This is a genomic window from Alteribacter natronophilus, from assembly GCF_006007885.1.
GTDB lineage: Bacteria > Bacillota > Bacilli > Bacillales > Salisediminibacteriaceae > Alteribacter > Alteribacter natronophilus.
Genome location: NZ_VCRO01000006.1, coordinates 200932 through 218809 on the forward strand (window position 1 = coordinate 200932; position 17878 = coordinate 218809).

General features: G+C 48.1%; 19 protein-coding genes. 2 read left to right on the top strand and 17 right to left on the bottom strand.

Features of this window, described 5'->3' with window-relative positions:
* Positions 1-470: 470 nt before the first annotated feature.
* The 10 genes from FGB90_RS17365 to FGB90_RS17405 all read right to left on the bottom strand — a co-directional run bounded on the left by FGB90_RS17365 (position 471) and on the right by FGB90_RS17405 (position 10824).
* Positions 471-896: a hypothetical protein gene (locus tag FGB90_RS17365; protein WP_138812130.1), complete on the bottom strand. Its 426-nt coding sequence runs from the start codon at positions 894-896 to the stop codon at positions 471-473.
* Positions 897-1189: 293 nt separating this feature from the next.
* Entirely contained in the window at positions 1190-1651 is a 462-nt protein-coding gene (locus tag FGB90_RS17370) for a hypothetical protein (RefSeq protein WP_138812131.1), read from the bottom strand.
* 106 nt (positions 1652-1757) lie between these two features.
* The gene (locus FGB90_RS17375) at positions 1758-3590 is read right to left on the bottom strand and encodes a PAS domain-containing sensor histidine kinase (protein WP_138812132.1); all 1833 of its coding nucleotides are present in this window, start codon (positions 3588-3590) and stop codon (positions 1758-1760) included.
* 381 nt (positions 3591-3971) lie between these two features.
* Positions 3972-4871, bottom strand: coding sequence for a manganese catalase family protein (locus FGB90_RS17380; protein ID WP_138812133.1), 900 nt, complete (start codon positions 4869-4871; stop codon positions 3972-3974).
* Between the two features lie 495 nt (positions 4872-5366).
* On the bottom strand, positions 5367-6698 hold the full coding sequence (locus FGB90_RS17385) for a short-chain fatty acid transporter (protein WP_138812174.1): 1332 nt from the start codon (positions 6696-6698) through the stop codon (positions 5367-5369).
* A gap of 218 nt (positions 6699-6916) precedes the next feature.
* A complete protein-coding gene (locus FGB90_RS17390; protein WP_138812134.1) occupies positions 6917-7864 on the bottom strand; it encodes a polysaccharide deacetylase family protein in 948 nt (315 codons plus the stop codon).
* Between the two features lie 133 nt (positions 7865-7997).
* Positions 7998-8708 carry a DNA/RNA nuclease SfsA gene (gene sfsA / locus FGB90_RS17395; RefSeq protein ID WP_246056247.1) on the bottom strand — a complete coding sequence of 237 codons (711 nt, stop codon included), beginning with the start codon at positions 8706-8708 and terminating at the stop codon, positions 7998-8000.
* A 110-nt stretch (positions 8709-8818) separates the two neighbouring features.
* Positions 8819-9379: a hypothetical protein gene (locus FGB90_RS17400; RefSeq protein ID WP_138812136.1), complete on the bottom strand. Its 561-nt coding sequence runs from the start codon at positions 9377-9379 to the stop codon at positions 8819-8821.
* Between the two features lie 147 nt (positions 9380-9526).
* Entirely contained in the window at positions 9527-9703 is a 177-nt protein-coding gene (locus FGB90_RS19785) for a hypothetical protein (RefSeq protein WP_171051898.1), read from the bottom strand.
* 227 nt (positions 9704-9930) lie between these two features.
* Complete coding sequence (locus FGB90_RS17405; RefSeq protein WP_138812137.1) at positions 9931-10824, bottom strand: DUF1028 domain-containing protein; 894 nt, start codon at positions 10822-10824, stop codon at positions 9931-9933.
* Positions 10825-10964: 140 nt separating this feature from the next.
* Here FGB90_RS17405 and FGB90_RS17410 point away from each other — a divergent pair, with 140 nt between their 5' ends.
* On the top strand, positions 10965-11621 hold the full coding sequence (locus FGB90_RS17410; RefSeq protein ID WP_138812138.1) for an SDR family oxidoreductase: 657 nt from the start codon (positions 10965-10967) through the stop codon (positions 11619-11621).
* Between the two features lie 125 nt (positions 11622-11746).
* A complete protein-coding gene (locus FGB90_RS17415) occupies positions 11747-11977 on the top strand; it encodes a hypothetical protein (RefSeq protein WP_138812139.1) in 231 nt (76 codons plus the stop codon).
* A 280-nt stretch (positions 11978-12257) separates the two neighbouring features.
* Here the strand turns inward: FGB90_RS17415 and FGB90_RS17420 are convergent, their stop codons facing one another.
* The 7 genes from FGB90_RS17420 to phnC all read right to left on the bottom strand — a co-directional run bounded on the left by FGB90_RS17420 (position 12258) and on the right by phnC (position 17618).
* The gene (locus FGB90_RS17420) at positions 12258-12794 is read right to left on the bottom strand and encodes an LOG family protein (RefSeq protein WP_138812140.1); all 537 of its coding nucleotides are present in this window, start codon (positions 12792-12794) and stop codon (positions 12258-12260) included.
* A gap of 299 nt (positions 12795-13093) precedes the next feature.
* A complete protein-coding gene (locus FGB90_RS17425; RefSeq protein ID WP_138812141.1) occupies positions 13094-13456 on the bottom strand; it encodes a DUF2188 domain-containing protein in 363 nt (120 codons plus the stop codon).
* Positions 13457-13554: 98 nt separating this feature from the next.
* Entirely contained in the window at positions 13555-14280 is a 726-nt protein-coding gene (locus FGB90_RS17430) for a GntR family transcriptional regulator (RefSeq protein WP_171051899.1), read from the bottom strand.
* 19 nt (positions 14281-14299) lie between these two features.
* Complete coding sequence (locus tag FGB90_RS17435) at positions 14300-15100, bottom strand: inositol monophosphatase family protein (protein WP_138812143.1); 801 nt, start codon at positions 15098-15100, stop codon at positions 14300-14302.
* Between the two features lie 126 nt (positions 15101-15226).
* Positions 15227-16030: a phosphonate ABC transporter, permease protein PhnE gene (gene phnE, locus FGB90_RS17440; RefSeq protein WP_138812144.1), complete on the bottom strand. Its 804-nt coding sequence runs from the start codon at positions 16028-16030 to the stop codon at positions 15227-15229.
* Complete coding sequence (phnE, locus tag FGB90_RS17445) at positions 16030-16845, bottom strand: phosphonate ABC transporter, permease protein PhnE (protein WP_138812145.1); 816 nt, start codon at positions 16843-16845, stop codon at positions 16030-16032. The genes phnE (FGB90_RS17440) and phnE (FGB90_RS17445) overlap by 1 nt, the downstream gene beginning before the upstream one ends.
* Entirely contained in the window at positions 16845-17618 is a 774-nt protein-coding gene (gene phnC, locus FGB90_RS17450) for a phosphonate ABC transporter ATP-binding protein (RefSeq protein ID WP_138812146.1), read from the bottom strand. Before phnC ends, phnE (FGB90_RS17445) begins: the two co-directional genes overlap by 1 nt.
* Between the last annotated feature and the right edge of the window lie 260 nt (positions 17619-17878).

Consider the following 17878-nt stretch of genomic DNA (forward strand, 5'->3'; position numbering starts at 1 on the left):
AAACTCTTCAGCCCCGGTTTGAAATGGATGTAAAACGCCCCATAAAAAAAGGAAAGTAATAATTAGGCAGACTGTTCTTCTGATGATAATCCTCTCCCGTGATTAAAATACCCCCGTACTTTTGTATGTTTGAAATTCGGGGAAAATGTGTTCCGTATAATTTCGGGCCACCCCATGGAAAATACTTCATAATTTTGTTTCTTATGTACTTTTAATGAGTCTCCCGATTCAGTCTATTTTGTGTTTAATACCACATAGGTAGATGGTTCGGGGTTAAATTGTACCATTTTTTCAGAAGATTTTGGGCATTAAAGTGGAAATTAAAGGTTTGATTTGAAAGACTTTCTTGCGGTTTAATAAAAACGTCAACTGCAGAGGTACAGAGGGGCCGTTCACGAAAAGATACCGGTAAACAGAAAGAACCGCCCGGACATCATCCCCGGACGGTTCTTTGATCATACAATATTTAATTAAAACCCCCGCCTGATTTCATCGAGGCCGATCACCATAATCGCTTCCAGCTCCTCCTCCGTAAGACGGCTTTCAAGGAGTTCCTGAATCTGTGCCTGGTCTTCTGCACTCATCCCGCCGGACGCTTTACTGGCCAAGTCGTACAGCTCACTGACGGAAAACTTCGAGAAAAGCACACGCGTTGCTTCCTCCTTCGTCGTAAACGGCAGACTTTCTTTCTGTTCGGCAGTTAATTCCCCGCTGTACTTTTCCGCAAGTTCCTTAACCCGCGGGTCTTCAAGGAGCGCCTCTGCATCACCGTCTGCAATCATCCCGGACTTTACCTGGTCCGTCATCTGCTGCGACATGTAATCCAGAGCGAAATTATATGAAAGGTAGCCGAATGCACCAAGCAGAACGAGGAGCAGGACAAATTTTCCGATCATTTTTTCATCACTTCTTTTCCCTTATTTTAACTAAAACCCCTTTAAAACTTAGGAACTATTTAGGCCGGGCGGGTTCAAAAGCTCCGTTACAGCCATTGTTAACCCCGTCAGCTCTTAATTATACGACGTTTTTTCACAGCTGGGGTTTCATCGGGAAACTGCATAAGTCCCATCATAAAACTCTTTTCTTAAGTCGTTGAAACAATAACACCATAAAACAGCAAAAAACCCGCCATACTGCTTCATACGCGGCTGCCGGGGAATTTGCATTGATGTTCAGATGCAGATTTTTCTTATGGGTTTTCATCCATATCATCCACGAGCCAGCTTCCGTCCTCATTGACAATCGTCACGATCCCGGTTTCCAGCTCCTCCTGACTGTATTCCTGTTCGTCTGCAGGTTGACTTTCGTCACCATTTCTTTCGGTAATGTATATTTCGTAGACTGCCTTTATCTGCTCTTCGGTTTCCTCTGTCACATCAAAAGTTACGATGGTGTAATCATATGTTCCAATGATTTCTCCCATCTGTTCATCGATCACTTCTGAGTCCTCTTCGATCTGTTCAAGAGATACACCGAATTCCCGCTGTGCAAAGTCATCCGTTATGTATTTCGTAATCTCACTGAAGCCCCCGCCATCAAAAACACCGATAAAACCTTCAAAACTCTCTTCAGCCTCTTCCACGGCGGGGCTGCAGGCGGCAATAAAAACCATCAGTACAATCAGCACCATAAAAGTATATGTATTTTTCATCCCATTCCCTCCTTTTCCCCTCCACAGACAGTTCGCTCCTCACCGGGATTTTACTATGAAATTTCAAAAAACAAAAGAGGAACCCGGGCGTGCGGCTTCCTCTGCATCAATCTTCTGCTAATGGGAACGTAATTGTGAAGGTGCTTCCTACTCCTTCCTCACTGTCTATTTGGACCGTTCCCCCGTGTTCTTCTATAATTTTAAATGTGACCATCAATCCCAGACCGGTACCTGTTTCCTTAGTGGAAAAAAACGGTTCGCCAACGCGTTTCAGCTGCTCTTTGGGAATCCCGCAGCCTTCGTCTGTCACCTTAACCACTGCCCTTCTCTCTTCCTCAGCTAAACCTACCGTAATCGTTCCCCCTTCGTCCATGGCCTCGATGGCGTTTTTAAGAAGATTGACGAATACCTGTTTAATCTGATGCTGGGCACAGTGGACGTGAAGCTGTTTGCCGGTAAACTCTTTTTCAATGCCGATATTTTTAATGATTGCCTGAGTTTCGAGAAGAGCTGTAATGTGGACAAGCAGTTCGTTTAATTCAAAGGAAGATTTATCCAGAGACTGAGGCTTTGAAAGAATGAGCAGCTCAGTAAGAATCTGCTCAATTCGGCCAAATTCGGACTTCATGATTTTAAAGTACTCTTTCTTTTCGTTCCCATAAATTTCGATCAGCTGCAGAAAACCTTTCAGTGATGTAAGGGGATTGCGGATTTCATGGGCAATACCCGCAGCGAGCTGGCCGACAGCTGACAGTTTTTCGGACTGATGAAGCATTTCCTCAGACTTCTTCTTCTCCGTAATATCCCTGAATGTAAAAACAGTACCGACCACTTCCTGATCAGAAACCATCGGTGTAACAGTGTATTCAGCCAGGTACGGTGTGCCGTCCTTTTTGTACAGAGTTACGTCTGTTTTGCGAATGACTTCATAACGTTTTGGATCTGTTTCAGAATCAAAACTGTGTTTCAGGTCGCTCATTTCACTTTCGTAAAGGGTGGAGAAAAGCTGGATGAATACGTTCGGATCCAATTCTTCCCTTCGAAACCCGGTAAGTTTCTCTGCAGCATCGTTCCACATGACAACGTTAAAATCCTTATCTATGCCGAGGATGGCATCCTCCACCGACTGGAGAATCAGCTTGTTCATATGATTCATCCGTCTGAGTTCAAATGTTTTCTGCTTTTCAGTTGTAATATCTTTCACAATACCGTAGGCGCCAATAATTTCTGTATCCACAATAATCGGCAGCGCTGTACACTGTACGTAAAAAAGCCTGTCCCTCATTGCACTGAGATCGAACTCCATTGTAACCGGTTTTCCATCCCTGGCGAGGGAAAAAAGCCGTTCGGCCTCCTCACCTGCTTTCTTCGGCAGAAGAGACTTAAATTCCCTGCCCATCAGTCTCGATTCACTGGTCTCGAACATCTTTTCAAATGCCTGGTTAACAGCAATGTAACGGCCGTCAAGATCGATGGAACATACAGCATCGGGATGCTCATCAAACAGCGTCCGGTAGCTTTCCTCGACAGCCAGGAGTGCAAGCTGACGCTGCGTCACATCCCTGAAGATGGCTGTCAGACCCGTTTCTGAAGGATAAACCCTGATGTTGAACCAGGTTTTAAAAGCAGGAAAGTACTCGTACTCCACTTCCACCGGGACATTTTTCATCAGAGCTTTTTCGTAAGCTTCATACACACGGGTCCCGACGACTTCAGGATACAGCTTCCAGAGATTTTCACCGATTAAATCTTCTTTATCTGTAAGAAGGTGCCTGCAGGCGGCTTTATTTGCGTAGACGACTGTAAAATTCCGATCCAGTGCCAGTATTGCATCGCTTAATCCATCCAGAATTGGAGAGGTGTTAACTTCTCCCGAACCCTCTCCGCGGGGAGAGACGAGTTTTTCATACAGAGAACTGTCATCAACTCGATCTGCCAACGGTTTCACCTCATTTGTCAGAGCTTATAACTGCATGTTTATCGAACCTTTGTTCATTTGCTTAAATTCCATATTACGGAAGTAACACTCTTCTAAAATAGCATCTGGTTACTATTCTAGCAAAAAATTTGGAATTTGCCGAAAGTTTTTTTAGATTCATTCAATTTCATGTGATTGTTTGTCAGATTATCGCGTCTCGACGGTCCAGGGATTCCTGGAACAGCTCCTTCTCTAACAGAAGTCCCCCGATTCAGATTCCTTAACCTGCTAAAAAGCCCGGAATTGCACCGGGCCCAAGAAAGAGGCCCCCACCTGTGTGAGAGCCGGAGATGGCTGTTGAGATTGAAAGTTCCCTTTCACTTAAAGGATGACACCGCCGAGTTATATACCTGCAGAACGCTGCAGCCGCTTGGCTATTTCCATAAAATCCTCCTGGGAAATCCCCGGGGCAAATGATTCCGGTACCGGCGGAAGATCAGGAATCGGCCCTCCCTGAGGTGTCCCCTGAATGACTTCCAGTTTGCCTCCATCTTCCGGATGATTCCCTTTCCAGATTTTCACGACATCCTTGTAGTCACGCGCGCTGAAAGTATAAAGTTTACGGTGCACGCCTTCGGCTTCAAATTTCCTCGTCGTCTCAAAATGCTTGTTTTCAAGGCTCGGGATCGGCACCATTTTCGTCATATCCACCCCCGTTGCCACTTCAAGGGCTTTCGCGTAGGCTATAACGTGTACACCTCCGCGCACAAGAAGATACCCGATCATCTCCCTCGCAACAGGATTATCGGTCATTTCGTATACCCGCATTTTGTGCGTACGTGCCCCGCACTCAAGAAAGAAGTTATGAAGAAGATCGAGAACAAGGTTTCCGCTGTTAAACACATACTTCGCACCGTCCCACCCGGCACCCATGCTGTCAAACGGTTTCGCTGTCTGGGCGGTATCGATGAAGTGGTAGGAATTCCGCTTATCTTTGGCGTTCTGCATCGGTGTAATGTCGGGATCACCCGGGAATGTGGTGCCGTGAATCATGAGATTGATCGTATTTGAAACCAGCTCCACGTGACCGAACTCCTCCGCGGTAATGCTTGCCACGAGGTCATAAAACGGCTTGAGTTTCTTTTTCTGTCTGAATGCGAACGACTGGAACATATAGTTGTTCAGCGTCGACATCTCACCGAATTTCCCTCCGAGCAGTTCCTGGACGGCAGCGGCACCGTTGGCATCCGGAGAGTCGGGCATCGGAAGCTCAATCTGCAGTTTATCTATGCGTGTAATCAAGCAGCAGACCTCCTGTTCTTTTCTTTTCATTCTCAATTTTGAACGTAAGGCAGATGTGCCTTGCATCGTCCCCTTTCCGGACATGCGGGATGTGCCTTTCCGTGCAGCTCATTTCATCCTATGCACCCTCCGGATTGTCCTAATACCAGGAAACGCATCAGCGGAGGAGCATCTGATTTTTCCCATCGGCTCTGTTTAATCTTAATCTTGATTTTTAAAAGTTGATTGGAGCGAACGCGCGACAATCCTGCGGGAACAGCAAAGAACATCTGCTTCACGAGTATGCTGTGATCTGCTTCGACGCAGGCTGCTTCGAAGCGATACTGGCAGAGGAAGAAGCACGATAACATCTGTGCGGGCTGCAGTGGTGCCCGCGGAAAGGGAGCGAAGTAGGCGAAAATCAACAATAGCCTTTAACAGAGCCTTCCCATTAAAAAAAGAGAGCTGCAACTGCAGCTCCCCACATCCTGATTTTTATTAATCCGAACGAACTTCTTACAGAAATACAAGACCGAGGCTGATAATAATCCCGCTCAGGAAAAGGACGATTACACAGAAGCCCATGATATCCCTTGCCTTCAGACCTGCTATGGCAAGGGCCGGCAGCGCCCAGAACGGCTGAATCATGTTCGTCCATGCATCACCCCAGGCCACGGCCATAGCGGTTTTCGCTGCGTCCACGCCAAGAGCGCTTCCGGCCTCAAGCATAATCGGCGCCTGTACAGCCCACTGGCCCCCGCCTGAAGGGACAAAGAAGTTTACAATACCAGCGCTCAGGAAAGCGAAGAGCGGGAACGTGGTGCCGTTTGAGATGGAGACAAACCACTGGGAAAATTCCGCTGCAAGGCCTGATGCCACCATCATTCCCATGATCCCTGCGTAAAAAGGAAACTGGATAATGATTCCTCCTGCATTTTTCACCGCACTTGCCACACTGTTCAGGAAGTTCTCCGGTGTTCCGTGGAACAGGATTCCAAGGAATAAAAACAGGAAATTAACAATGTTAAGGTTAAGATCGAATCCGTTTTCCGCCAGATAATAAACAAGGAAGGCGATCCCCATGACACCCGTCACCAGGGACACGAGACGGCTTCTCTCAAGCCGTTTTGCCGGAGTAAGCTCGTCGGAGCCAAGAAGATCCGTATCCGTGGTGGCAGCAGTCTCATTATCCTCCAGCAGGGCAGGATCCACACTGACGGCATTTTTCTGATTCATCATCAGACGGTTCAGAATAGGTACAGAAATGAAAAGAGCTGCCACAATAGCCAGGTTAAACGGAGAAAAGATTGTTTCACTGGTTGGAATAAGACCGATCATGTCCTCGGAAAAGTGACCGCTCGTAGCGACCGTCAGCGGAATGGAACCCGCCAGACCGCCGTGCCAGACAATAAAACCGCTGTAGGCGCTTGCGATCAGAAGCCTGTAGTCAACTGTCGTCACCTTTTTTGCCAGTTCCTTTGCAAAAAGGGCACCGATTACGAGCCCGAAGCCCCAGTTTATCCAGCTTGCCGCCAGGGCCACGAGGGTCACGATGACAATTGCCTGCCCCGGTGTCCGGGCAAAACCGGCCATTTTCTGAAGGATACGTTTAAAGAAGGGACTCGAGGCCAGAACGTACCCCGTAACAAGGATCAGCACCATCTGCATGGCGAAAGTCAGGAGATCCCAGAAACCATTTCCCCAGTGACTTACCATGTCCAGCGGTGTACTCGGCGTAAGAATCAGACCCATCCCGAAAACGACGAAGGTTAACACAATAACAAATAAAAACGGATCGGGAAGATATCGCTGCATTATCCGTGTCGAAAAATTTGTAAGCGCATTCATTTTCACTTCTGCCTCCCTGGAAATAAATATCTATTAGTTCATTGATGCAGGTTTTACATATTATCCTGCAGGTCTGTCTCTGGATGCCTCCTTTCAATTAAATTGTATGAAATTTCAGATATGGATAGTATGGCATGTTTTACGTTCAATGAAAATGGGACGAATTTCTTTTTCGACAAAAAAAACACCTGGACAGATTCTGTCCAGGTGCTGAAGTGCTATTTCTTTGCTCTGATCTGAAGAAGCTCTGGAATAGTGACGAATTCGTATCCATCATCTTTTAGACTTTCGATTACCGGTCCAAGTGCTTCAACTGTATTGGACATGTCCACAGTCCAGTGGCTTCCGTCATGCATCAGAATGATTGACCCGTTTCCTGTTTCCTCCGTAACCGTGTTTATAATTTCATCGGCCGGCGGTCCATCCCAGTCCCGGGTATCCACCGTCCAGAACACAGCGGATTCTTCGTAGGAAGCAAGGCTTTCCGTATGAGCGGACCCAAAGTTCCCGTATGGCGGACGGAAAAGTGCAGGCCGGTAGCCGACTATATTGTTAATAATGTTATCTGTTTCTTCGATTTCCCACCGCAACTGCCCCACGGTTTCTCCATCCAGGTTGGGGTGCCAGTAGGTATGATTACCGATCACGTGTCCTTCCCTGTCAATCCGGTCCAGCAGTTCGGGGTTACCCTTTGCCCGTGCCCCCATGACAAAAAATGTTGCATTTACATCGTTCTCTTCCAGGATATCAAGAATGTCGGGTGTAAACCTTGGATCCGGACCGTCATCAAATGTCAGCGCCACCCGCTTCACATTGTCTGGTCCCCGGTAAACAACGGTCTCCGGAAACATCCGCTGCAGTTCACCAAATCCGATCGACTCGGTTCCTTCTTCCACTGCATCTTCGTCTGCCGCGAATGCCGACGGACTGTCAGGTTCCATTTCCACACGGTGGTCCGACTCGGGACCGTCTTCCAGCTCCGCTGTGGTCCCTGCTTCAGGACCATCCGGGGCTCCGCTTCCCATACCTCCAATATCGTTGTCTGCCGGTCCTCTTCCATAATCATCCGGCGTCATACAGGCACCAAGCAGGAGGGTCACTGCAAGAATCAGTCCCAGGAACCCTTTTTGCCATAGGTTTCTCTTATTGTTACAGGTTTTGTACATTTTCCTTTTCCCCTTTCACAGTCTGATCCATGTACAATAAGGTAACGGCCTGTTTAACCCGTTCATGTACACATAGGATGTAGTATGCCAAAATTCTCCATAATCATGCAGGAGAGAGAAAAGAAAAAGCCCGCTACACTTTTATGTGCAGCGGATCGCCGGTTATCATTCGTATTCGTTCTGTAGATACTTCACACTTACGGCCTAAAATCCGTACACCGGCCGCGGCAGCCTGGGATATAGCGTCTGCAAATTCAGGGTCAATCCACCCGGCAGGTTCAATGGAGGAAATATCATCACGCTGTGCGACAAACATGAGAGCAGCTTCCCATCCCTCTTCCCCAGCCAGCTGTGCCAGCTCCTTCACATGGCGTGCCCCTCTGGCTGTGACTGCGTCAGGAAAGGCTCCGCGCCCCTGTTCAAAAGCGAGGGAAACGCCCTTCACTTCAACCGCCATCTTTCTTGTTCCGCCGGCTTCTTCAAGAAGCAGATCCCATCTTGAGCCGCCTTTCTTGTATTCAGCTCTTACAAACTGCCATCCGGATAATTCCTCCAGCAGTCCTTTTTCCACCGCCTGACGAGCCAGGACATTCGGTATTTGAGTATTAACCGATACCCAGCCGCCATCGTCACGGGACACAAGTACCGCAGACCATTTTGTCTTTCGCTTCGGATCATCTGTATACCTGAGCATGACCCGGGCACCGGGAACAAGAAGCTCCTTCAGCCTGCCGGGATCAGGAAGGTGGACCCGCACAGCCTCCCCGTCCGGTAATCCGCAAATCAGAATGAAACGGTTGGGACGTTCAATAAAATACCCTTCCGTTAACTCACCAAACTTCATTTCAACCACGCATACTCCTCCTTGGACATTTCCTTCATTTTACCGGGTAACGTCACGTAAAACCAGTGAATTAAACGGGAAAAGACGGCCTCCTGATGAGGGCCGTCTGCTTACTCCACCGTCAAAACAAGTCCGGTAGCCATGATATGTTTTTTCCGCTCCCCGTCCTTTTCAATGAAGAAGTCGGAATTAAGTTCAATTTCATACTCTCCTGGTGGAAAGTGAGGTCCCTGGGTAAAGCTTCGGATAAATTCCTGATCACGATCACCGTTTTCTCCCTCAGTTGCCCCTCTTCTTACGTACTGTTCTTCGTACCATACATCGCGCTCAAGTGTCATAACCGACCCGGGGGAATCCTGAACGTACGGAATATCAACACCACGCGTGATTTCGTGAATCCGGTACCAGAACGGTGAAGTCCGGTGGGAAATCGTTACTTGCGGCTCATCACCGATATATTTCAGCTTCGCCTTCAGCTCTACGTGATCTGTTTCCTCATACACCGCCCGGTCAGACACCAGCCTGATCAGGAAGTCCCCTGACTGTGTTTCCGAAACCACCGGATGGGCAGCGTCAGCCTTGTCATTCAGATACTCCTGTCCACTGCAGGCGGCTGACAGGAAGAGAAACAGGATTCCTGCCGGCACCATCATTTTCATAAGCCCCTTCACCCCGACGCCCCCTTTCCGGTTATGTACCCTTTAATTTATATATACCCGCTCACAGACAACTTAAGTCCTTTTAGGAATTAATGTAAGTATACACATGTTTCTGCACAAAAAAAGCCGGCAAAAGACCACCGGCTTTTTTCCCATATATTAAAAGAACAGCGGCAGAAGGCCTGCCAGAAGAACACCGGCGGTAATTACAAGGACAATTGTCCCCCAGATCCACGCCTGCTTTCTCAGCTTTCTGTCACGGGGAACCTTTTTTATAAAAACAACCACAAGCAGAAAAGCCATCAGAATAAACAGGAGCGGCTGAATTAATTCCAAAGCCGGTTCCTCCTTCATTTAAGCTGTTTTCGGAAAGTTTGTTTTATGACGCTGCAGGCGGACGCTTTCTGCGGGCATCGCTTCAGTCGGCAGAGTAGTTACCATGCTTCTTCCTCTGCCCGAATCGCTTCGGAGCACCTGCGTCGAAGCAGCTCGAAGCAAACTCACGATGTAAACGCTCGTCCCTGCGGGGTCTTCGCCTGATGCCCAGCCTTCCCCTCTTTACTTTAACGCGACAATCCGGGTTTGTTTTTCATGTAGGTCAGGACGTATGGGTCGATTCTGTCGCTTTCCTGCCATCGTTCATCAAAGTTTTCCTGCATAAAGTACGTTTTCAGGGCTTCTTTTACTGCAGGATTGTAAGTATCATAACTTGTATCCAGCAGGCCTTCCGCCCGGAGAAGCTCCTGTACTTCGGCAAGCACGTCCTCCTCAATATCAAGAAGTTCATTTTCATCCGGACGGGAAAAGTACAGGCTGTGAAGCTCAAACAGCCGCTTCAGCTCCCTGATCGGCTCGGGATGATCGTCCACCCGGAGATCGAATTTACGGTCGTTGTATCCGCCGTATCCCCCGCGTTCCTGGACAACATACAGCGCTGCCGACTGTTTGCCCCGTGAATCCCCACCGGCCTCCTGGGCTTTATCGAGAGCCTTGAGCAGACGCTCTGCAAGGGTTCCATCTGTGCTTTCAAATGTTTCGGTCAACGCTGCCACAGTATCTTCACTTACAAGAATATTTCCCTGAGCTGTACAGTACTTTCCTGCTTTGTGACCTGCCCAGCTGTAGCAGTCGTCTCCGGTGTAGGCTGCAGTGTCACCGTTTTTGTCCATTACGGCAAACTGGCGCAGCGCCCGGTCCTCATCGTCCTTCACAAGTTCCTGAGCCACCTCCCCGGGGGTCATTCCGCTTTCAAGCATTGCCAGTCCCTCAGGCCCGTATGAAGTATTCGCATAAGACTGTGTCGCAACAGCTCCCACACCGGCTTTGGCCCATGGCACGACCGCACCGACTCCGAGGAATTTGGACTGTACCGCAATCCCCCATTCTTCTGTATCCGGATCGTACCCGATAATTGAAAATGTGGCCACCGGCGGTTCCTTGTATTTTCGTGATTGCATCTGAACGCCTCCTTTTTTTCATCATAAAATTCAGACAACGGTCAGTCAAGGAAATCGGTGCTCGCACGAGACGTTTTGGTTTCAGGGTGCGGGGGAATTATATACCGTGAAAAGCGACTTTGAAGAGGAGAGGATTATGAATGAGAGTACTTATTATCGGAGCAAACGGAAAGGTCGGCCGTCATATGGTAAAAATGCTCGGTCTGAGTACCGAGCACGAAGTTAAAGCAATGATCCGGTCTGAGGATCAGCGTGAAAAGATGGAGGAACTCGGTGCTGACGAAATTGTTATTGCCGATCTGGAAAAGGACTTTTCCCACGCTTACGAAGGTGTCGATGCCGTCATATTTACCGCCGGCTCCGGAGGACATACATCCAGTGAACAGACTGAAGTAATCGACCGCGAGGCAGCTATCCGGTCCATTGAAGAAGCCGAAAAGCACGGGATGGCCCGCTACATCATAATCAGCGCTGTCGGTGCAGGCAATCCTGAAAAAACACCGGAAGGCATCCGTCACTACATGAAAGCCAAAGGTGCTGCCGATGAAGCACTTATCAACAGCCGTCTGAACTACACTATTCTCCGTCCCGGTGCCCTGTCAGACGATGACGCCAAGGGAACGATTACCGCAGCCCGGGAGCTGAAAGACCATTCCGGAGAGATACCACGGGAGGATGTGGCCTCCGCCGCTGTCAATTCACTGACGATTGAAGAAACCGAGCATCAGGTATTTGAACTGCTCTCAGGGGATACGAGCATCGGAACGGCTCTTAAAGGTCTGAAACAGTCGGTCTGACGAAATTTTTCATCCTGACTGTCCGGAAGGAAGGTCCGGCATACGGCAGTTTCATCCATTGCTTTCCCGGGTGGAAAACCGTATAATTTGGGTACCGCAGTTCATTATAAAGGTGGGAAACAGCAGTGTTTAAATTAAAAAATGTAACAAAAGAGGAAAAAAACGAACAAGTTACAGCCGTCATAATTTTTCTGATTGCCATAGGCATTGGCCTGGCAGCCGCCTTTACATCGGTGCATCCAAACCACTTTTCCGCCGGATATATGGCCGGATCGCTTTTAAGCTGTCTTGTCATTTACAGCTTATACCTGTGGATCTCCGGACTTCTGAATAAAAATAAGTCAGCCGAACAATAAACAGCGAAGAGGCTGGAACAAAACCCGGCTAAAGAGAGGGCCCTCACTATCTGTGAGGGCCCCTTCGTGTTTCTAATACGCTGTTTTCGAAAAGATTATATTCTATGACGCTGCAGGCGGACGCTTTCCGCGGGCAACGCCTCAGCCTCTAAAAAAATCCAACAACCTTTATGAAAACAGCCTTAAAATCTTATATTGGCTGATTGTTCACTCGCATCCTGCAGTCAGGGCTTCTGCTTATTGTGGAATGGGTACTTTCCGGTCCCCATAGCGCCGGAACTCACTCGAATATCCTCTCGATAAGTATTTCCGGATCCTCCTCGACGACAATTTTTCTGCGTACTTCTGCATCCAGAAATCCCTGTTCCTCCATATGGTCAAAAAAACTGATAAGAGGCGAATAATAACCGTTTATGTTCAGCAGTCCATTTTTCCCTATGTGCTGTCCGAGGACCTCCTGTGTCAGCATTTCAAAATATTCCTCCATCGTTCCGATGCCTCCGGGCATGGAAATGAACCCGTCGGAGAGATCGGAAATCATCTTCTTCCTCTCCCGCATCGTGTTCACCATGTGAAGCTCCGTCAGTTTCCGGTGAGCGACTTCCCTGCTTCCGAGAAATTCCGGGAGCACCCCGATTACGCGGCCTCCGTTTTCCAGTACCCCATCTGCCACTGCGGCCATAATTCCCACACTTGAACCGCCATATACAAGTTCGATATTACGTTCGGCCAGCACCCGTCCAAGCACTTTGGCTGAGGCGGTGTATTCCGGGTGCCGTCCTGCTCTTGAGCCGCAGAATACTGCACATCGTTTCATCCTGACTCCCCTCCTGATTATGTTGTATTAGTATAGTACCAGAGAATCGGGGAGGAGAGTCATTTATTTTTCTTTCGGGCCCATATCGCGTCGCCTGGTTTACAGCCATTTAAAACCACATGTCGCAAAAATCATAAAAATAAGCTGGGACAGAAGTGTTTTTATAGACCAAAATCCGAACAGTCAATATGCTGACCAGGTAAATTTATTCCTTAAATATACTCCGCTTGTCAGCTATATGTCCCGATTATCAGTTAAACAATTTACTTAATCCCAGCCTCTTTCCCTGACCACTGCACCTATTCCGTTGCTTTTTTTGTTTTCTCCACCGATCCATCCATTCGGTGAATTACGAGCTTCGCGTTCCTGGACTCGATGAGCTCGTCACCGCGGTCCATTGCTTCCTGCTTCGTATCGTACGAATCTGATGCCTGTTTTGCGCCTTCCTTCTTCACTTCCCACGTTCCGTCACTTTCGGTAATGTGATAGGTGACATCACTTTCGGGTCCTACTTCCTTTGCCTGGTCTATGGCGATGGGAATTGCACGCCCTTCCTCGTACCCGTCCTCCAGAAGTGAGTTGGCAATTTCTATTGCTTTGTCTCTTACCTCTTTATCAAGATTTTTCATCGAATCCGGGTAATCATTTTTTGTCCATGGCATGAAGAAATCCTCTCCTTTCAGTAGTCTTATTATTCTTATGTTCCCTTTTTTCGCAATAAAAAACAGCAGCCCTCACTCACAGGAGGCTGCTGTATGTCTTATTTTTTTGTGCGCAGAACAGTAAATGAAAAGAGATCAGAACGGAAGTAGTTGATTGAATAGAGGACCGGCCGGTTTTTCGTATCAAAATGCATCTGGCTCAGTACAAGAAGGCTCATATCGCCCGTACAGTTTAGAGCATCGGAAACTTCGGGAACGTAGCCCCGGGATTTTATTTTTGAGACGGCATAATCCACCTCAATGCCGGCTGCGTTTTCCAGATCGGAAAACAGCGATTCGTCGGAAAACTGATGATTTTTCCCGAAAAGAGAGGCGGGCAGTGTATCTTTGCAGTACACAACAGGATCGCCGTCTGCTGTGCGGATCCGTCTGATCGCCTTCACTTTTTCGCCCGATTTAAGCTTGAAGCGGGTACGCTCCTCCTCGCTCGCGTTCACCGTCTCCTGCGTATACATGCTGGTCCCCGGTTCCTTTCCGTTCTGTATGATCAGCTCCGATATACTGGAAAGCTCTTCGATTCCGCTCTCGATCAGTGCCTGGCCTCTCACATATGTACCCTTGCCGTGGACTCTTTTGACGATGTTCTCACTTTCAAGAATAACGAGAGCTTCCCTCAGGGTCGTGCGGCTGACACCGAGTTTTTTCGCAAGCTCCGGTTCGGACGGGAGCTTCATGTCGGGAGGAAGCACTCTCGTTTTCAAATCCATTTTCAGCTGGTTGACAACTTTCATATAAAGCAGTTCTTTTTCACTCGATACAGACATTGCCATCCTCCACTCTCATTCAGGGCTGAATAAAGTAATCTGAAATCAGTTTTTCATGAAGCCCCGGCCTTGCTGCAATAACGGAAGAAGGGGCAAACGGGAAAACAGCCTCGCCGCTCTTTGCAGTTACGGTCGCTCCTGCTTCCTCTAAAATGACCAGAGCCGCGCCGAAATCCCACGGGCCAAGTCCCATAGCGACTGAGGCATCCAGCCTGCCGCAGGCAACATGGGCCAGTTCCAGTGCCGCAGAACCCTGGCAGCGGACACCACGTACCGTGGTGGTAAGCCTTTGCATTTTTTCACAGTCCACATAATCATTCGGTGCCAGCCAAAGGGAATTCATTGCCACAAGCGCTTCCTTCAGCGACACCTCCTTCAAACCCGGCATTTTTCTTTCATTCAGCCATGCCCCTTCTCCTTTAAGTGCATGGAACATTTCTTTTGCCACCGGGTCGTAAATCACACCGGCCACCGGCGTCCCTTTATGAAAAACAGCGACAGAAACGGCAAAATTCCTTTTCTGGTGAACAAAATTCGTCGTCCCGTCAACAGGATCGATCAGCCAGACGGTTTCCTGTTCGCATGTATAATCTTTCTGTCCGGAAACCGTCCCCTCTTCTCCAAGAATAAAGTGATCCGGATAGGTTTCTTTTATTTTTTCAGCGAAAAACTCTTCAACAGCTCTGTCCATTTCAGTTACCAGGTCTGCTGCCGATGTTTTATATTCCACTTTACGCTCGTTTTCCAGTGATGCGGTAAGCATCTTTCCTGCCTGCTCTGCCCAGTTACAGGCAGAACGGTATATCTCTGTCCTCTCCATTTCCGCATCCCTCCCCCAAAAAAGTCACAGAAAAGGTCCAGCCGCTTCAAAAAGCAGGCTGAACCCGTTCCGTTTCTGTATCCTTTTAGTCCAGCCAGATATTTAATTCAGGCACTGACTGACGGTTTAAACAAGTTTATTACGGATCTTACCACTGACAATATCAATAATTGTTACGAAGATGACTACAACATAGAGAATCATACCGACGTCTTCCCAGTTACGCTGCTGCGTAGCAAGAAGAAGCGGGAACCCGATTCCTCCGGCACCTACGATTCCGAGTACGGTTGAAGCACGAACGTCAATCTCAAAACGGTAAATCGCATAGGAACTGAACTCAGGCACTACCTGCGGAAGCACGCCGTACCACATAGCCTGAACGCGGTTACCCCCGCTCGCCTTGATCGCCTCAACCTTGGACATATCAATCGTCTCAATCACTTCTGCGTAAAGTTTACCGAGCATTCCGATCGAGTTGATACTGATGGCAAGCACTCCGGCGTAAGGCCCGATCCCTACTGCTGCTACAAAGATGATCGCAAAAATCAGTTCCGGAATTGCCCGGATGGCGTTAAGAATTCCTTTTCCGATGTATGACAGATTATTTCCCGTCATATTACGGGCTGCAAGGAATCCGACCGGTATTGCGAGAATAGCCGCAATGGAAAGTCCGGCATAGGCAATTGCGATCGTTTCAAGCATGTAGCCCACAAGCTCAGGGAAAGCCGCTCTTGTATCAGCGTCAAACAGAGGGGCAATAAAAATCCGCTGAAGCGTATGCCATGCAGATGATGCCGATGGGCGAACCTCGAATCCGGTTGTTGTGAGTGCTACAGTATAAAGCGCTGCCAGTACAGCCAGTGTTATTCCGAGTTTAATCTTAAGCTTCGTACGTTTCGGTTTTGGAGGGAATTTCACATCGTTACTCATTAGTTCAGCCCCTCCCTTACCTTATTACTAACGTAATCAATAATTGTGATTGTGACAAATGTCAGGATAATAACAGTTGATACGTTCGCATAGTTGAACATGTTCAGCTGCTGACGGAGAATCAGACCGATTCCCCCGGCACCTACGAAACCTAATACAACAGATGCTTTCACGTTAATTTCAAGGACGTAAAGAGCATAAGAGGCGTACTGCTGCGCCACCTGTGGAACAACGCCGTAGGCAATAACCTGAATTACATTCCCTCCGGATGCCCGGATCGCTTCAAGCGGTCCGGAATCGATCGTCTCGATAGTCTCACTCATGAGCTTTGCAAAGATCCCCAGTGAGAAGATCGTCAGGGCAAGCACCCCGGAAAGTGCTCCAAGACCAACTACCGCAACGAATAGAACTGCAAGGATAACCTCTGGTATCGTACGGAGAAGGTTAAGGAAAGCACGCATAAACTGATAGAAATATTTGTTCGTATTGATGTTCGCTGCACCAAGAACACAGAACGGAATCGCTATGATCGCTGCAAAAGTTGTACTGAGAAGAGCGATGTTCCATGTTTCAAGAAGGGCGGCTGATACCGTCCCCACGTAGCTCCAGTTTGGCGGGATCAGATCATCAAATATAAAATCGAATATAATTGGAAATCCTTCTATAACACGGTTTGGAAAAGCATCTGTATAAAAGGCAGAGAGAACGTAAAGAGCAAGAACCAGGAAAATGCTGCTGGAAAGATACCATTTCAGCCCGGTTGGAGTTACTGGTATACGTCCTTTTCCTTTCTGCAGATTTTTACCTGTTTCCATTAGTCCTCATCTCCTCCGAGCAGGTCATCTTCCTTAATCGGACGGCCGTAGATTTCCTCGAAGGTTTTATCGCTCACTTCGCTTACCGGACCGTCAAATACGACTTCTCCATCCCTTAAACCGATAATCCGGTCGGCGAACTCCTGCGCCATATCGATGAAGTGAAGGTTGACCAGAGTTGTAAGGTTGTCCTCACGGCTGATTCGTTTAAGGTCGGACATAACCTTGTGTGCTGTAGGAGGGTCAAGACTTGCTACCGGCTCATCAGCCAGAATAACTTTCGGTTTCTGTGTGAGAACGCGGGCGATACTGACACGCTGCTGCTGTCCTCCACTGAGCTGGTCGGCACGTGTATAGGCTTTTTCACCAATACCCACCCGGTTCAGGTTGGACATAGCGAGATTTACGTCATCCTGCGGAAACATCCCCAGAAGACTTCGCAGTGTCCCCATGTGCCCAAGTCGGCCGGACAGTGTGTTACGGAGAACGGACATCCGCTTAACGAGATTGTGCTGCTGGAAGATCATCCCTGTTTTTGTGCGGAGTTTCCGAAGGTTGTTTTCTTTGTATTTCAGAATGTTTTCATCATCGATGAGAAGTTCCCCTGACGTTGGTGTAACAAGACGGTTAATGCTGCGGATCAATGTTGATTTACCAGCACCTGACATACCGACTACAACAACAAACTCCCCGTCGTTGATTTTCAGGTTAATATTTTTCAGCCCCTGATGACCGTTCGGATACGTTAAACTTACATCCTTAAACTCTAGCATGATTGCGTTCTCCTTCCCCTTTGTCACATAATTCAATATGAATGCAATGGTCCTGTTTCCGCTGTTTGCGTTCATTTATTATGAAATTCAATAGTTATGTACTATTGGATGATCATTCATTTTAAAGAGGATTTGACAGATAGCTCTTGACACATAAGGCCCGGCTATGTTTAAATTGAGAATCCGATAAAATAACCGGAGTGAATATTTATATCGAACCTACAAAGGTCTGACGTCAGTCCTCGTGGTGCAAAGTATAA

Excerpts from the sequence above, each read along its gene's own strand:
- FGB90_RS17385 (WP_138812174.1), bottom strand. The coding sequence starts at position 6,698 with ATGAATGCGCTTACAAATTTTTCGACACGGATAATGCAGCGATATCTT.
- FGB90_RS17370 (WP_138812131.1), bottom strand. The coding sequence starts at position 1,651 with ATGAAAAATACATATACTTTTATGGTGCTGATTGTACTGATGGTTTTT.
- phnE (WP_138812145.1), bottom strand. The coding sequence starts at position 16,845 with ATGGAAACAGGTAAAAATCTGCAGAAAGGAAAAGGACGTATACCAGTA.
- FGB90_RS17430 (WP_171051899.1), bottom strand. The coding sequence starts at position 14,280 with ATGTCTGTATCGAGTGAAAAAGAACTGCTTTATATGAAAGTTGTCAAC.
- phnE (WP_138812144.1), bottom strand. The coding sequence starts at position 16,030 with ATGAGTAACGATGTGAAATTCCCTCCAAAACCGAAACGTACGAAGCTT.
- FGB90_RS17365 (WP_138812130.1), bottom strand. The coding sequence starts at position 896 with ATGATCGGAAAATTTGTCCTGCTCCTCGTTCTGCTTGGTGCATTCGGC.
- FGB90_RS17435 (WP_138812143.1), bottom strand. The coding sequence starts at position 15,100 with ATGGAGAGGACAGAGATATACCGTTCTGCCTGTAACTGGGCAGAGCAG.
- FGB90_RS17420 (WP_138812140.1), bottom strand. The coding sequence starts at position 12,794 with ATGAAACGATGTGCAGTATTCTGCGGCTCAAGAGCAGGACGGCACCCG.
- phnC (WP_138812146.1), bottom strand. The coding sequence starts at position 17,618 with ATGCTAGAGTTTAAGGATGTAAGTTTAACGTATCCGAACGGTCATCAG.
- FGB90_RS17425 (WP_138812141.1), bottom strand. The coding sequence starts at position 13,456 with ATGCCATGGACAAAAAATGATTACCCGGATTCGATGAAAAATCTTGAT.
- FGB90_RS17390 (WP_138812134.1), bottom strand. The coding sequence starts at position 7,864 with ATGTACAAAACCTGTAACAATAAGAGAAACCTATGGCAAAAAGGGTTC.
- FGB90_RS17405 (WP_138812137.1), bottom strand. The coding sequence starts at position 10,824 with ATGCAATCACGAAAATACAAGGAACCGCCGGTGGCCACATTTTCAATT.
- sfsA (WP_246056247.1), bottom strand. The coding sequence starts at position 8,708 with ATGAAGTTTGGTGAGTTAACGGAAGGGTATTTTATTGAACGTCCCAAC.
- FGB90_RS17410 (WP_138812138.1), top strand. The coding sequence starts at position 10,965 with ATGAGAGTACTTATTATCGGAGCAAACGGAAAGGTCGGCCGTCATATG.